This window comes from Thiobacillus sp. (assembly GCF_013693775.1).
In the GTDB taxonomy this organism is placed as follows: domain Bacteria; phylum Pseudomonadota; class Gammaproteobacteria; order Burkholderiales; family Thiobacillaceae; genus Thiobacillus.
In genome coordinates this window covers 1,332,905-1,348,169 of sequence record NZ_CP059257.1, presented here as the reverse complement: position 1 = coordinate 1,348,169, position 15,265 = coordinate 1,332,905, and the positions used below count along the sequence as shown (strand labels likewise).

At 63.4% G+C, this 15,265-nt stretch carries 12 protein-coding genes and 3 pseudogenes; 12 read left to right on the top strand and 3 right to left on the bottom strand.

From position 1 onward, the window contains the following. The first annotated feature begins 7 nt into the window (after positions 1-7). The 10 genes and pseudogenes from ispC (at position 8) to HZY77_RS06635 (ending at position 10,056) form a co-directional block, all read left to right on the top strand. Positions 8-1,188: pseudogene (gene ispC, locus HZY77_RS06680) on the top strand (1-deoxy-D-xylulose-5-phosphate reductoisomerase). After that, a complete protein-coding gene (gene rseP / locus HZY77_RS06675) occupies positions 1,185-2,537 on the top strand; it encodes an RIP metalloprotease RseP (RefSeq protein WP_296819988.1) in 1,353 nt (450 codons plus the stop codon). Before ispC ends, rseP begins: the two are co-directional and overlap by 4 nt. Positions 2,538-2,545: 8 nt before the next feature. After that, positions 2,546-4,846: an outer membrane protein assembly factor BamA gene (bamA, locus tag HZY77_RS06670; RefSeq protein ID WP_296819986.1), complete on the top strand. Its 2,301-nt coding sequence runs from the start codon at positions 2,546-2,548 to the stop codon at positions 4,844-4,846. A 24-nt stretch (positions 4,847-4,870) separates the two neighbouring features. Continuing rightward, positions 4,871-5,380: an OmpH family outer membrane protein gene (locus tag HZY77_RS06665; RefSeq protein WP_296819983.1), complete on the top strand. Its 510-nt coding sequence runs from the start codon at positions 4,871-4,873 to the stop codon at positions 5,378-5,380. Positions 5,381-5,425: 45 nt separating this feature from the next. Continuing rightward, a complete protein-coding gene (gene lpxD / locus HZY77_RS06660; RefSeq protein ID WP_296819981.1) occupies positions 5,426-6,457 on the top strand; it encodes a UDP-3-O-(3-hydroxymyristoyl)glucosamine N-acyltransferase in 1,032 nt (343 codons plus the stop codon). Between the two features lie 2 nt (positions 6,458-6,459). Then, positions 6,460-6,895 (top strand): annotated as a pseudogene (gene fabZ, locus HZY77_RS06655) (3-hydroxyacyl-ACP dehydratase FabZ). Between the two features lies 1 nt (position 6,896). After that, positions 6,897-7,673 (top strand): acyl-ACP--UDP-N-acetylglucosamine O-acyltransferase, encoded by a 777-nt coding sequence (gene lpxA / locus HZY77_RS06650; protein ID WP_296819979.1) that lies wholly within the window; start codon positions 6,897-6,899, stop codon positions 7,671-7,673. A 172-nt stretch (positions 7,674-7,845) separates the two neighbouring features. Further along, entirely contained in the window at positions 7,846-8,964 is a 1,119-nt protein-coding gene (lpxB, locus tag HZY77_RS06645; RefSeq protein WP_296820852.1) for a lipid-A-disaccharide synthase, read from the top strand. Next, entirely contained in the window at positions 8,961-9,575 is a 615-nt protein-coding gene (gene rnhB, locus HZY77_RS06640) for a ribonuclease HII (protein ID WP_296819977.1), read from the top strand. The genes lpxB and rnhB overlap by 4 nt, the downstream gene beginning before the upstream one ends. 22 nt (positions 9,576-9,597) lie before the next feature. Continuing rightward, complete coding sequence (locus tag HZY77_RS06635) at positions 9,598-10,056, top strand: DUF4149 domain-containing protein (RefSeq protein ID WP_296819975.1); 459 nt, start codon at positions 9,598-9,600, stop codon at positions 10,054-10,056. 39 nt (positions 10,057-10,095) lie between these two features. Here the strand turns inward: HZY77_RS06635 and HZY77_RS06630 are convergent, their stop codons facing one another. Next, on the bottom strand, positions 10,096-10,491 hold the full coding sequence (locus HZY77_RS06630) for a thioredoxin family protein (protein ID WP_296819972.1): 396 nt from the start codon (positions 10,489-10,491) through the stop codon (positions 10,096-10,098). Between HZY77_RS06630 and HZY77_RS06625 the strand changes: the two genes are divergently transcribed. Further along, positions 10,490-11,491, top strand: coding sequence for a sodium:calcium antiporter (locus tag HZY77_RS06625; RefSeq protein WP_296819970.1), 1,002 nt, complete (start codon positions 10,490-10,492; stop codon positions 11,489-11,491). The genes HZY77_RS06630 and HZY77_RS06625 overlap by 2 nt on opposite strands. Before the next feature lie 66 nt (positions 11,492-11,557). On the opposite strand, the gene HZY77_RS06620 is transcribed toward HZY77_RS06625, so the two are convergent. Together HZY77_RS06620 and HZY77_RS06615 are read right to left on the bottom strand one after the other, a co-directional pair. Beyond that, positions 11,558-12,484, bottom strand: coding sequence for a PEPxxWA-CTERM sorting domain-containing protein (locus HZY77_RS06620; RefSeq protein ID WP_296819968.1), 927 nt, complete (start codon positions 12,482-12,484; stop codon positions 11,558-11,560). 86 nt (positions 12,485-12,570) lie between these two features. After that, entirely contained in the window at positions 12,571-13,755 is a 1,185-nt protein-coding gene (locus HZY77_RS06615) for a GNAT family N-acetyltransferase (protein ID WP_296819966.1), read from the bottom strand. A 265-nt stretch (positions 13,756-14,020) separates the two neighbouring features. Between HZY77_RS06615 and sucC the strand changes: the two are divergent. After that, positions 14,021-15,180, top strand: a pseudogene (gene sucC, locus HZY77_RS06610) (ADP-forming succinate--CoA ligase subunit beta). Positions 15,181-15,265: the final 85 nt, after the last annotated feature.

Here is a 15,265-nt window from a genome sequence, read left to right as displayed (position 1 = left end):
AAGCGACATGAAACCGCGTGTCCTCACCATCCTGGGCGCCACCGGTACCATCGGCGTCAACACGCTCGATGTCGTGGCGCGCCACCCCGGTCGTTTCAAGGTGTTCGCCCTCAGCGGCGCCACTCAGGTCGAACGCATGGTGGAACAGATCCGCACGCACCGCCCGCGCTTCGTGGTGATGAGCGAGCCAGCCGCCGCCGCTGCCCTGCGCGATCGGGTGGCTGCCGAAGGCCTGGCGGTCGAGGTACTCGAGGGGGCTGCCGCGCTCACCGAGGTGTCGACGGCGCCCGAGGTCGATACCGTGATGGCGGCGATCGTGGGCGCGGCCGGTCTGCCCGCGACGCTGGCGGCCGCCCAGGCCGGCAAGCGGATCCTGTTGGCCAACAAGGAAACCCTGGTGGTGTCCGGCCAGCTGTTCATGGATGCCATCGCCGCCAGCGGCGCCGAACTGCTGCCGATCGATTCCGAGCACAACGCCATTTTCCAGGCATTGCCGCGCGACTTCGACGGCGACTTCCAGCGTGCCGGGGTGAAGGCGCTGTGGCTGACCGCGTCGGGCGGGCCGTTCCGCACCCTGTCGGCCGAGGCGATCGCCGCCGCCACGCCGGCACAGGCGGTGGCGCATCCCAACTGGGTGATGGGCAGGAAGATTTCGGTCGATTCGGCAAGCCTGATGAACAAGGGGCTCGAAGTGATCGAGGCGCGCTGGCTCTTCAACGCGCGCCCCGAGCAGATCAAGGTGGTGGTGCATCCGCAGAGCATCGTGCATTCCATGGTCGAGTACGCCGACGGCTCGGTGATCGCGCAGATGGGCACGCCCGACATGCGCACGCCGATCGCCTACGCGCTGGGCTTTCCCGAGCGCATCGAGGCCGGCGTGTCGGCGCTGGAATTGATGGGCAAGCAGTTGACGTTCGAAGCCCCCGATACCATACGCTTCCCTTGCCTGCAGCTGGCGTTCGATGCCCTGCATGCGGGGGCAATGCCGCAGCCGTGCTGAACGCCGCCAACGAAGTCGCGGTCGCGCGTTTCCTCGATGACGCGGTTCCGTTCAACGCCATCGCTGCCAGTATTGCCCACGCGCTGGACACGCTGGCGGGCGGCCCGGCGGATACGCTGGACGACCTGCTCGAAGCGGACCGCCAGGCGCGCCGCGTGGCGGGCGCCTACCTGGAGACCTGCGCATGAGCGTGCTGCATACCGTCGTCTGGTTCCTGGTCGCCATCGCCATCCTGGTGGTGGTGCACGAATTCGGTCACTACCTGGCGGCCCGGTTGGCCGGCGTCAAGGTGCTGCGTTTTTCGCTCGGATTTGGCNCACCCCTGTTCAGTCGCCGTTTCGGCCCCGACCAGACCGAATGGGCGCTGGCCGCGCTACCCTTTGGCGGTTACGTGAAGATGCTCGACGAACGCGAAGGTGAGGTCCCGGCCGCAGAGGCGCATCGCAGCTTCAATCGGGCGAGCGTCTGGCGCCGCATCGGCATCGTCGCGGCGGGCCCGATCGCCAATTTCCTGTTGGCCATCGTGTTCTACTGGGCGCTGTTCCTGCACGGCATGCCAGCGATGAAGCCGCTGATCGGCGAGCCGCCAGCCGGCACGCCGGCCGCGCAGGCGGGATTGGTGTCAGGGGATGAAATCCGCCGCGTCAATGGTGCTGACACCCCGTCATTCCAGGACCTGCGACTGGAATTGCTGCGCGCCGGTGTGGCGGGTGACCCGCTTGTGCTGGAATTGGCCGATGGCCGTAGCGTGCAGCTCGACGCGCCGCCGATGGATACCGAGAACCTGGAACGGGACACCCTGCGCCCGCTCGGGATCGTACGCTACGATCCCGAGATCGAGCCGGTCATCGGCGAGGTCCTGCCGGGCGGCGCGGCGGCGCGCGCAGGCTTCCAGAGCGGAGACCGGCTGGTCGCCGCCAACGGGAAAGCCGTGACGAACTGGCAGGACTGGGTGAAACTGATCCGCCAGCATCCGTCGCAATCCTTGCGCATCGAATACGAACGCGAGGGGCAAATGCGCGAATTGACGGTCGTGCCCGATACGGTGGATGAAAATGGCCAGCGTATCGGCAAGATCGGCGCCGGTCCCAAGGTCGATCCTGCGTTGATGGACGACCTGATGACCGAGGTACGCTACGGACCGGTCGAGGCGCTGGGACGCGGCACGGAAAAAACCTGGGACATGAGCCTGTTCACGCTCGAGATGATGGGGCGCATGGTGCTGGGTCAGGTGTCCTGGAAANACCTGTCGGGCCCGCTGACCATTGCCGACTATGCCGGCCAGAGTGCCACGCTCGGGTGGATCAGTTTCATCGGCTTTCTGGCGCTGGTGAGCGTGAGCCTGGGGGTGCTGAACCTGCTGCCTGTCCCGCTGTTGGATGGGNGGCACCTCATGTATTATGTTGCCGAAGTTTTGACCGGTCGCCCGGTGTCCGAGCGCACCATGGAAATAGGGAGCCGGATCGGCATGATGCTCCTGCTTCTGCTGATGTCGTTTGCCCTGTTCAACGATTTGCAACGCCTGATAGGCGGATGATAACAACCATGATCCTGAACCGTTTGACGCTTGCCCTTGCCGTCGTATTCGCCGCGCAGCCCGTGTTCGCAGCAGAACCTTTCGTCGTCAAGGACATCCGGGTCGAAGGGATCCAGCGCACCGAGGCAGGCACGGTGTTCAGCTACCTGCCGGTCAAGGTTGGCGACACGATGACTGACGAGAAGACCGCCGCGGCGATCAAGGCCTTGTATGCCACCGGTNTTTTCAAGGATGTGCGGCTGGAAGCACGCGACGGCGTGGTGATCGTCACCGTCGAGGAACGTCCGTCGATTGCCAAGATCACCCTGACCGGCATCAAGGAGTTTTCCGAGGATGACCTGAAGAAGGGCCTCAAGGAAACCGGACTGGCCGAGGGCCGCGTGCTCGACCGCTCCCTTCTGGACAAGGCCGAGCAGGAACTGCAGCGGCAATATTTCAACCGCGGCAAGTATGCCGTCGAGATCAAGTCCACCCTGACGCCGCTGGAGCGCAACCGGGTCGCCGTCCAGTTCGACGTGGTGGAAGGCAATAGCGCAAAGATCCAGCAGATCAATATCGTCGGCAACCAGGCGTTCAAGGAAAAGGAACTGCTGAAGCAGTTCACCTCGACCACGCCGGGCTGGCTGACCTGGTACACCAAGAACGACCAGTATTCCAAGACGCGCCTGGCCGGCGACATCGAAGCCCTGCGCTCGTTCTACCTCAATCGCGGCTATCTCGAGTTCAACGTCGATTCAACCCAGGTATCGATCTCGCCGGACAAGCAGGGCATCTATATCACCGTCAACGTGACCGAGGGCCCCCAGTACAAGGTGTCCGACGTCAAGCTGGCCGGGCAGATGCTGGTACCGGAAGCCGAACTGAAAAAGCTCATCACCATCAAGCCGGGCGAGGTGTTCGCGCGCGATCGCCTGACCGAGACCACCAAGGCCATTGGCGACCGCCTCGGCAACGACGGCTATGCTTTCGCCAATGTCAACGCGGTGCCCGAACTCGACAAGGAGAAGCGCACGGTCGCGTTCACGCTGTTCGTCGATCCTGGCCGCCGTGTATACGTGAATCGCGTCAACGTCTCGGGCAACACCAAGACCCGCGATGAAGTGGTGCGCCGCGAAGTACGCCAGATGGAAGGCGCGTATTACGACGCCGAGAAGATCAACCTGTCGCGCGACCGCCTCAATCGCCTGGGCTACTTCAACGAAGTGAACATCGAGACCCCGGCGGTACAGGGCACCACCGACCAGGTCGACGTCAACGTGAGCGTGGCCGAGAAATCCACCGGCAGCATCATGCTGGGCGCAGGCTTCTCGTCGTCCGAGGGAATCGTTCTGTCTGGCTCGGTCTCGCAGAGCAACGTGTTCGGCACCGGCAACCGGCTGTCGGCGCAGATCAACTCGGGCAGCGTCAACACCGTGTATGCGCTGTCGTTCACCAATCCCTACTACACCATCGATGGCGTCAGCCTGGGCTATGACCTGTATCGCCGCGACGCCGATGCCACCTCGCTTTCCAACGTGGGCGCCTACAAGACCTCGACCTATGGCGCCGGCGTGCGATTCGGCCTGCCGGTCAACGAGCGCGATTTCCTCTCGTTCGGCCTGACCTACGAGCAGACTTCGCTCACCACCTATTCGGACAGCCCGGTGCAGTACACGCGATTCGTCAACGAGTTCGGCAAGGACAACGATACCGTGCGTCTGGATACATCCTGGTCGCGCGATACCCGCGACAGCTACTTGTTCCCGACCAAAGGATTGATGCAGCGGGTGGCGGCCGAGGTGGGCACGCCGGGCGGCAGCCTGCAGTACTACAAGCTGTCGTTCCAGCACCAGCAATATATTCCGCTGAGCAAGAGCTTCACCCTGATGCTGAATGGCGAGGTTGGGATAGGCGATGGCCTGTCCGGCAAGCCCTTGCCGTTCTTCAAGAACTTCTATGCGGGCGGCAACAGCTCGGTGCGCGGCTTCAAGACGGGCACCCTGGGACCCAAGGACGCAAATGGAGACGCGCTGGGCGGCGACAAGCGCGTGGTCGGCAATGCGGAGGTCTTCTTCNCCCTGCCGGGTCTCAAGGATGATCAGTCGCTACGCATGTCGGCGTTTGTCGATGCGGGCGCCACCTTCGGACCCGACGACAAGGACAACCTGTACAAGACGTTCGCATTTGGCGACTTGCGCTATTCGGCGGGCATTGCCGTCCTCTGGGTTTCGCCGCTCGGCCCGCTCAAATTCAGCCTGGCGCAACCGATCGTCAAGAAGACGGGCGACAAAGCTGAAATGTTTCAATTCACCCTTGGCAATGTGTTCTGAGGGTAAGTCGTTACTGGAGTATTCATGATGAAGTTCAAGCAGCTGGCAGTTTCCCTGATCCTTGCGTCTGCGTTCGCGGCCGCGCCCGTGCCCGTCCTGGCCGACACCAAGATCGGCTTCGTCAACACCGAGAGGTTGCTGCGCGAGGCGCCACTGTCGATTGCCGCGCAGAAAAAGCTGGAGCGCGAGTTTGCCGGACGCGACCAGGAACTGCAGAAACTGGCCAAGCAGGCCCGTGACCTGCAGGCGCAGCTCGACAAGGATGGCGTGACCATGTCGGACAGCGACCGCAAGTCGAAGGAACGCGATCTCAACAATCTCAACCTCGAACTGCAGCGCAAGNGGCGCGAATTCCGCGAAGACCTCAACCTGCGCCGTAACGAAGAGTTGAGCCAGATCCAGGAACGCGCGCGCAAGGCGATCCAGGACATAGCCAAGACGGAGAAATTCGACCTGATCGTCGAGCAGGCCGTCTACGTCGATCCCAGGAACGACATCACCGATCGCGTGATGAAGGCCCTGGGCGGGAAATAAACGTGGTCGTGGAAAATAAACTCGGCCGCGGAAGCTAGACAGCCAATGGCCTCTACGCTGACCGAACTGGTTGCGCGTTTTGGCGGGGAGTTGCTGGGCGATGGCAGCATCACGATTCGCCAGGTTGCGCCGCTGGACCAGGCGCAGGCAGACGAAATCGGCTTTGTCTCGCAAGCCAGGTATTTGGCTCAACTGGCCGGCACGCATGCCGCCGCCGTAATCCTGCCGTTGGAGGCGCGCGACGCGACGACGCTGCCGCGCATCCTTACGCCCAACCCTTACCTGTATTTCGCGCGCGTCTCGGCCCTGCTGAACCCGCCGCCGCGCCCGCTCGCGGGCACCCATCCCGCGGCGACGGTTGCCGTTGACGCCAGGATAGCCGCCGACGCCAGCATTGGCCCCGGCGCGGTGATCGGTGCGGGCGCCGTGGTTGGCGCACGCACGGTGGTCGGCCCCAACTGCGTCGTCGGCGACCATGCCCGCATCGGCGACGATTGTCTGCTGCATGCCAACGTCACGCTGTATCACCGCTGCGAAGTGGGCGATCGTGCCATCCTTCACGCGGGCTGCGTGATCGGCGCGGACGGCTTTGGTTTCGCGCCCAACGACGGCCGCTGGGAGAAGATCCCGCAGATCGGCCGCGTGCTGATCGGCGACGACGTCGAGGTCGGCGCCTGCACCACCATCGACCGCGGCGCCCTGGAAGACACGGTGATCGAGGAAGGTGTCAAGCTCGACAACCTGATCCAGGTGGCGCACAACGTGACGATCGGCGCGCATACCGCGATCGCCGCCTGCACCGGCATCGCCGGCAGCGCGAAGATCGGTCGCCATTGCACCATCGGCGGCGCGGCAATGATCTTCGGCCACATCGAGATCGCCGACGGCACCCGCATCTCGACCAATACGCTGATCACCAAATCGCTGCCGAAAGCGGGCACCTACACGTCGGCGCTGCCCTTCTCGGAACACGACGTGTGGCAGAAGAATGCCGTGCACATGCGCAACCTCGACAAGCTGGTAAACCGCATCAAGCAGCTCGAAAAACGCCTAACCGAACTGGAAAGCAAATCATGATCATGGACATCGAGCAGGTCATGCAGTACCTGCCGCACCGCTACCCTTCCTGCTGATCGACAAGGTCATCGAACTCGAACTCGGCAAGTCCATCACAGCGATCAAGAACGTCACCATCAACGAGCCCTTTTTCCCGGGCCACTTCCCGGGGCGCCGGTGATGCCGGGTGTGCTGATCCTGGAAGCGATGGCGCAGGCCGCGGGGATCCTGTCGTTCAAGACCAAGAATTACACGCCGGATCAGATCGGCATTATCTACTTCGCGGGCATCGACAATGCGCGCTTCAAGAAGCCGGTCAGACCGGGCGACCAGCTGGTCCTCAAGGCGGAGATCGTGCGCGAGATGCGCGGCATCTGGAAGTACACCGGCCGGGCCGAAGTGGACGGCGCGCTGGTCGCCGAAGCCGAACTGATGGCCACGCTGCGCGACAAACCCTGACATGGCGACGATACACCCCACCGCGCTGGTCGCGCCGGGCGCACGGCTTGCCGACGACGTCGATATCGGTCCCTACACGATCATCGGCGAGCACGTCGAGATCGGCGCCGGCACCACGGTCGGCGCCCATGCCGTCATCACCGGCCACACCCGGATCGGCGCACGCAACACGATCTTCCATTTCGTATCGCTCGGCGAGGCGCCGCAGGACAAGAAATACGCCGGCGAACCGACCCGCCTGGAAATCGGCAACGACAACGTCATCCGCGAGTTCTGTACCTTCAACACCGGCACCGTGCAGGATCGCGGCGTCACCACCATCGGCAGCCACAACTGGATCATGGCCTACGTTCACATCGCGCATGACTGCGTGGTGGGTGACCGCACCATCTTCGCCAACAACGCCTCGCTGGCGGGCCATGCCGAAGTCGGCGACTGGGCGATCCTCGGCGGCTTCACCGGCGTGCACCAGTTCTGCAAGATCGGCGCGCATGTGATGACCGGCATCTCCAGCGTGGTGTTCAAGGACATTCCACCCTTCGTCATGGCGTCGGGCCAGCCGGCCGCGCCGCACGGACTCAACAGCGAAGGCCTCAAGCGGCGCGGGTTTTCCGCCGAAGCGCTGACCGCTCTCAAGCGCGCCTACAAGACGCTCTACCGAGAAGGCAACACCCTGGCCGAAGCGCAGGCCAAGCTCGCGCCAGAAGGCGTGAAGCATGCCGAAGTGCAGCAGTTGCTCGATTTCCTCGCACGCGCCGAGCGCGGCATCATTCGGTGATGTCCGCTTGGCGACATCATGAATTCACACGCCCTCGCTTGTCTTTTGGCTGATATGAACGATTTTGTTCAGTCGGACGTAGGGTCGGCTACGCCTCTCCTTCTCAAAATGTCCCTATCAACCCAAATCCTGCGCGATCATCGTGCGAATTCATGATGTCCCCAAGCTCGGCGTGGTCGCCGGCGAAGCGTCCGGCGATCTCCTGGGGGCGCACTTCATTGCCGCGCTGCAACAAAGCCGCCCCGATTTGCAGGCTGCCGGCATCGCCGGCCCGCGCATGATCGAGACCGGCGTCAAGGCGATCTACCCGAGCGAGAAACTGGCGGTCAACGGCTACGTCGAAGTGCTGCGCCATCTGCCCGAACTGCTGTGGATCCGTTCGCGTATCACCCGCTATTTCCTGCGCGAGCGGCCACGCGTGTTCGTCGGCATCGATGCGCCGGATTTCAATTTCACGCTGGAAGCGAAGCTCAAGCAGGCCGGCATTCCCACCGTGCATTTCGTCAGCCCGTCGATCTGGGCATGGCGACCCGAGCGGATTCATCGCATCAGGCAGGCGGTGTCGCACATGCTGGTGGTCTTTCCGTTCGAGGCGGAAATCTATCGGGGTGCGGGCATACCTGTCAGCTATGTGGGTCATCCGTTGGCCGACGTCATTCCACTGGAACCCGATACCGCCGGTGCACGGGCGGCGCTGGGCCTGCAGACAGGGCCGGTCGTCGCACTGCTGCCGGGTAGCCGGTTGTCCGAGGTGACGCGTCATGCGCGGCTGATGCTGGAGTCCGCCGTGCGCATCCTGCGCCATCATCCTGACGCGCAGTTCGTGCTGCCTGCCGCAAGCGAAGCCGCCAGCCGGCTGATCCGACAGGCCGGGCAGGGGCTGGATGTGCCGCTGCATATTCTGGCCGGACAGTCTCATGCTGCGCTGGCGGCCTGCGACGTGGCGCTGGTGGCATCGGGTACGGCCACGCTCGAAGCCGCATTGTTCAAGAAGCCCATGGTCATCACCTATCGTGTGCCCGCGCTCACCGCACACCTGATGCGCAAAAAGGCGCTGCTGCCATGGATCGGGCTGCCGAACATTCTGGCACGCGATTTCGTGGTGCCGGAACGGGTACAGGAAGACGCGACGCCCGAGAACCTGGCAAACGACGCCCTGGCGTGGCTCGACGATGAGCCGCGTCGGCGTGCCGTCGTCGAGACGTTCCGCGGCATCCACTTGAGCCTGAAGCAGGATGCCAGCGCGCGCATCGCCGAGGCGGTTGCGCCTTATCTGGTGACGCGGACATGAAACCGCGTTCATCCATCGTTCTGCATGTCGGCCCACTTGGCTTGTGCGGCGTCGACGAGGCGGGCCGTGGGCCGTTGGCAGGCCCCGTGATGGCCGCCGCCGTCATGCTCGATCCTGGCGACCCCATAGCGGGCCTGCGCGATTCCAAGAAACTGTCGGCCGCCGCGCGCGACCGCCTGGCCGCCGAGATTCGCAAACGGGCCATTGCCTGGTGCGTGGCCGAAGCCAGTGTCGCCGAAATCGACAGGCTTAACATCCTGCATGCCACCATGCTGGCGATGCAACGTGCCGTGTCGGGGTTGGGCCGCACGCCGGATGAGGTGCTTGTCGATGGCAACCGCTGTCCCGAGTGGCCGTGGCGTTCGCAAGCCGTGGTCAAGGGTGACGACAAAGTGGCGGCGATCGCCGCAGCCTCGATTCTCGCCAAGACTGCGCGCGATCAATTCATGTGCAGCCTGCATGACGAATATCCCGTCTACGGCTTTGCCCAGCACATGGGCTACGGCACCGCCGCCCATCTCGATGCATTGAAGATACACGGCGCCTGCCCGCAACACCGCAGGAGCTTCGCCCCGGTCAAGCTCGTGCTCGACCAGGTAACTTTGTTTTGAACCTGTTCTGAAAGGAGATCGCGTGAACTTGACCTTGTTGTTGCATGTTCTAAGCATCGTCGTCTGGGTGGGCGGCATGTTCTTCGCCTATATGGCGCTGCGTCCGGTGGCGGCCAGCGTGCTGGAGCCGCCGCAACGCCTGACGCTGTGGGCCGGCGTGTTCGGCAAGTTCTTTCCGTGGGTGTGGGTTTCGGTCGTTCTGATTCTGCTGAGCGGCTTGCACATGCTGATGAAGCTCGGCGGTGCCGCAGCGCCGCACTATGCGCTGACCATGCTGGTATTGGGCGTGGTGATGATGCTGATTTTCGCGCACGTGTTCTTCGCGCCCTACAAGAAACTCAAGCGTGCGGTGGGCACACAGGACTGGAAAGCGGGCGGCGCGGCGCTGGCGCAGATCCGCAAACTGATCGGCATCAATCTCGCCATCGGGCTGCTGACGATTGCAGTCGTGTTTGTCGGGCGCGCGCTGATGTTGAGCTAGACATACGATTCCACGCGTACTTCGGCACGTGCGTGGCTTCTAGGGCTCGTCCTGCGGCGACGCTGCAAGCAGTTGTTGCGCGACCTGCCGGATGGTCTCGGGCCGCGCCTCGCACTGCAGTTCGGCGTGAAACCGGCCGTCGCGATAGAGATAGATCGTGGGCAGGTGGAAAATGCCGAAGTAGCGTGCCACCCCGGTGGCCTCGCTGACGTCGACTTCGTGGAATTCGTCCGCCAGGCCGGCGAGCGCCTGCGGTAATACCTGTTTCCATGCCCGGCATGCACCGCAGTGCGGCGCGGAGAACAACACAACCCCGACGCCGGAAGAGTTGGCGAGACGAGCGTGGTAACTGCCTTCGGCCAGGCGTGAAAACCCAGCCGGGGCAAGCCGGTCCCGACTGGTAGAATCGCGGTTTTCCTCGCGGCTGCCTCCCATGCTGTTTCTCGAACTCTTCGGCTATCTGCTGCTCATCCTCGTGGCGGCGGAAATCTTTGTCAACGCGCTTGAGCATCTGGGCGAGAAACTCAATATCTCGGAAGGCGTGACCGGTTCACTGTTCGCCGCGATCGGCACTGCCATGCCCGAAACCCTGGTGCCGCTGCTGGCGATCTTCGCCGGCACCGGCAACACCATCACCAACGAGGAAATCGGAGTTGGCGCCATCCTGGGCGCGCCGCTGATGCTGTCGACGCTGTCGCTGTCACTGATGAGTGTGGCCGTGCTGAAACGCCGTGGTATCCAGGGCCACCTCACGCCGGAGAAAACCGGGCTCAAGCGCGATCTGGATTTCTTCCTGATGGCCTTCCTGCTGGCGTTTGTCGCCATGTTCGTGCCGCATGGCGACGGCTGGGTCCGCGCTGCGCTCGCCTTCGTCATGGTGATGATCTACTTCGTCTACGTGATGCTGACCCTGCGTGCGTCGGCCAAACTGGTTGAGGACGGACATGCGACCGAGGCGGGGTCGCCCATGCTGCTGACACGTCTGGGCCTGCCGCAGAATCTGTTTTTCATCCTGGTACAGCTGGCGCTGGGTCTGGCATTGCTGATTGCCGGCGCCAAGGGCTTTATCCACGGCGTCGAGCTGGCGGCGCCCATCCTGGGCATATCCGCGCTGCTGTTGTCGCTGATGATCATCCCGATCGCGACCGAGTTGCCGGAGAAGGTGAATTCGATCCTGTGGATCCGCAAACACAAGGACACGCTGGCGTTCGGCAACATCACCGGCGCCATGGTGTTCCAGGGTACGCTGCTGCCTGCCATCGGGATTTCGCTGACGCCATGGGCGCCGCAANAGGAAGTCCTGCTGGGCGTGGTGATCACGCTGGTCGCGGCCTTCTGGCTGCGCTGGGCTGCCCTGAACGGCGGCTTGCGCGTGTGGCACCTGTTCGTCAACGGCGCGCTGTATGTCACCTATCTGACGGCGGTGCTGGCCTGAGCAATCGGCGTCTGCAATCAGAAACGGCGGGATTCCCCGCCGTTTCTGATTGGCTGCAACCGGCGCTCAAACCGTTCGCCGGCGCGCGGCGAACCCGACCAGTCCCAGTCCTGCCAGCAGCATCGCCCAGGTATCGGCTTCTGGCACGGCGGTGACCTGCCAGCCGATGTCCTGCATGGCGGCGAAGTCGAGGGCGGTGAAGTATTTGCGCTGGCCGTTGTAGATGGCGGGGCTCATCGCGGTTTCCTGGCTGACGCCATTGACGGTGCTGAGCGTGCCGTCCGCCCAGTGGCCGAGGTCGGCGGACAGCGCGACCGGGCCTGTGCTTGCGCCAATGAAGTCGGTGCCGAACGTCAGGGCTTCGAAGGAATCGGCGGTGCCGAATCCGAGGACGTGGGCCAGTTCGTGCACGGCAACCGAGTAGAAATCGTATTCGGAGGAATTGAGGCCGGCCGTGGTCAGACCGAAGTACCAGTTGGTCGAAGCGTTATCGAAGCTGATCGAGCCGCCCCACGGTGCGACATCGACGGCGTCGCGGGACAGAAGGGTGCCATTGCTGTCGTACAGGTTCTGCGTTTCGCCTTGCCCGCGTTGCGTGTCGGTGTTGCAGAAACTGCTGAAGCCGGAGCAGCTGTATCCGCCCGGACCGCCGATACCCAGGGTCGAGCCGCCCAGGTTGGCGGCGCCGGCATAGATGCGGATGACGTCGGTGGCCACGCTCTGATTGCTCAGCGTGACATCGGTCCCGGGCGTGGAAGGATTGAAGAATACCGTACTGAAATGGTTGGGCCCGGACGACGTGATCGCGGTCAGGTTGTCCGCAAAACGCGTCTCGAATACGGATGCGGCGGCATTCAATGCGGCGACACTGTCGGGATTGGACGAAAAGAAATTGGACGTGTCGTAGCTGAAGTCGAACTGGATATCGATATTCGCCAGCGCGGGTTGCGCGGCGGCCAGCAGGCTCAGGCTGGCCAAGGTTCTTGCAAGCATGTTTCCCCCTCGGGTGGATCGGTTGATACACATCCGCTTATCGTTTTCCGCGAGTGTAAAACAAGTGCGCAGGGCCAGCCAGCGATTCAGCGGCCCGATGATGCGTCTTTCGGCGCGGCGGCCGGTGGCTCGCGGCGGAACGGGGTCTCGAGTTCGTCCATGTAGTGGCCGATGGCATCGGTCTCGCGTTCGAGGAAACGGTCGACCGCCTCGCGGAATTCGGCATTCTCCAGCCAGTGCCAAGAATGCGTGGCGGTGGGGACCAGGCCGCGCGCGAGCTTGTGCTCGCCCTGTGCGCCGCCTTCGAATACCGAAAGCCCATGCGCGATGGCATATTCGATGCCCTGCTGGTAGCAGGTCTCGAAATGCAGTCCGGGCAGGTATTCCAGCGTGCCCCAGTGGCGGCCGTACAGGCGCTGGCCATCTTTCATGCAGAACGAGCAGGCGACGGGTTCGCCATCCTTGTCGGCAATGATGAGCACCAGATTGTCGGGTAGCGTCGCGCGCAGTTCGGCAAAGAAAGCCTGGTTGAGATGCGGCTCGCTGCGGTGGCGAGCGTAGGTGTCGGCATAGCAGCGATAGAAATGGTCCCAATCGGCATCCGTGCTCTCCGCGCCCTCGACCCAGCGGAACGTCACGCCGAGGTGGGCGAGCTTCTTTCTTTCCTGACGGATTTTCTTGCGCTTGTCGTGGGTCATCGCGGCGAGAAATGCGTCGAAATCGGCATAGCCCGCGTTATTCCAGTGGAACTGGAAGCCGCTTCGATGCAGCAAGGGCGTTGCTTCGAGCGCGGCATGGTCCGGTTCGGTGGGGAACAGGATATGGAGGGACGAAAACCCCAGGTCTTTCGTAAGTTTGAGCGCGGCATGGATCAGCGTCGCGCGGTCGGCATCGCTTTTTGCCAACAAGCGCGGGCCGGGCACCGGCGAGAATGGCACGCAGCACACCAGCTTGGGGTAATAACTCAAGCCATGCCGGCGGTAGGCGTCGGCCCACGCCCAGTCGAACACGAACTCGCCCCAGGAGTGATGCTTGACGTAAAGCGGCATCGCGGCGTCGAGATGGCCGTTGCGGAACAGCGCCAGGTGCACCGGCTCCCAGCCGATGTCGGGCCCGATGCAGCCGGTGGCCTCCAGTGCGTGCAAAAAGGCATGCTGCAGGAAAGGCGAATCGCCGGCCAGGGCATTCCAGGCGTCGGCAGACAGTTCCGCAATGCGTGGAACGACGCGGATGACAGCTTCCGCATCGGAGGGNTTTGCTTCAAAATGCACGTTTTGGCGAGCTCTCTAAACCTGAAAACCGTAGTTGACCGCTTGCGGTCTTAAGGGATTCCACATGGATACTGATTTTTCTGCCTTCGATAACTCTTGTCACCTGGATGAGCGCGCTACGTACCCGCTGATACGCCTGGGCAGGCATCTGGCTTTGTCGCGCGTCGTTGCAGGCACGAGCCTGCGGCCTCCTTGCTTCGCGCCAGTCGCCCGCCCCGGCGCACCATCGGGCACGTCTAACCACAGTTTCCAGGTTTAAAAACAAATGAACCTGCATGAATATCAGGCCAAACAAATCCTGCGGTCGGGCAACATTAACACGCCGCGCGGCCTTGCAGCAGCGAACGCCGAGGCCGCGGTTGACGCCGCGAACGAACTGGGCGGCGACGCCTGGGTAGTGAAGGCGCAGATCCACGCCGGCGGACGCGGCAAGGCGGGTGGGGTCAAGGTGGTGAAGTCGCTCGACGAGGTTCGTGTCGTGGCTGACTCGCTGCTCGGCAAGCCACTGGTGACAAACCAGAACGCGCCCGACGGTCAGCCCGTGAACCAGGTTCTGGTCGAGGAAACCCTGCCGATCGCGCGTGAGCTGTACCTGTCCTTGTTGGTGGATCGCGAGACCGAGCGCGTCGCCATCGTCGCATCCGCCGCCGGCGGCATGGACATCGAGGAGGTGGCGCATACCACCCCGGAAAAGGTTCTGACCGAAGCCTGCGATCCCTTGCTGGGCGTGCAGGATTTCCAATGTCGTGCTCTGGCCTTCGCGCTGGAACTGACGGGTGAGGCCTACAAGGATTTCTGCCGCTTGTTGCCGCAGCTGTACCGCGTGTTCCTCGCCAACGACCTTTCCCTGCTCGAGATCAACCCGCTGGTGGTGACGGCCGACAACCGCGTGCTGCCGCTCGACTGCAAGATGAGCGTCGACGACAACGCGCTGTATCGCAGGAAGACGCTGGCCGAGCTGCGCGACGACAGCCAGATCGACGCCAAGGAGGCGGCAGCCAATGCGGCCAACGTCAACTACGTCGCGCTCACCGGCAACATCGGCTGCATGGTCAACGGCGCCGGGCTGGCGATGGCGACGATGGATCTGATTCAATTGGAGGGCGGCACGCCCGCCAACTTCCTCGCGTCGGTGGCGGTGCCACGCCGGAGACGGTGGCACAGGGCTTCAAGATCATCCTGCTCGACCCCAACGTCAAGGCTGTCCTGATCAACATCTTCGGCGGCATCGTGCGCTGCGATGTCATCGCCGAAGGCATCATCCAGGCGGTGAAGGAGGTTGGCGTCAAGGTGCCGGTGGTGGTGCGGCTGGAGGGCACCAATGCCGAACTGGGCCGCACGCTGCTGGCCGAATCGGGGTTGGCGATCCTCGCGGCGGAGAGCCTGACGCATGCGGCGAAACTGGCAGTGGAGGAGGCGGCATGAGCAGGGAGCAGGGTTCCCGCTTGCGGGATGCGACCGGCCGCGAATGCCGCCCGTCGCCGACGCGCAGCCGTATGGCTCTGTATGA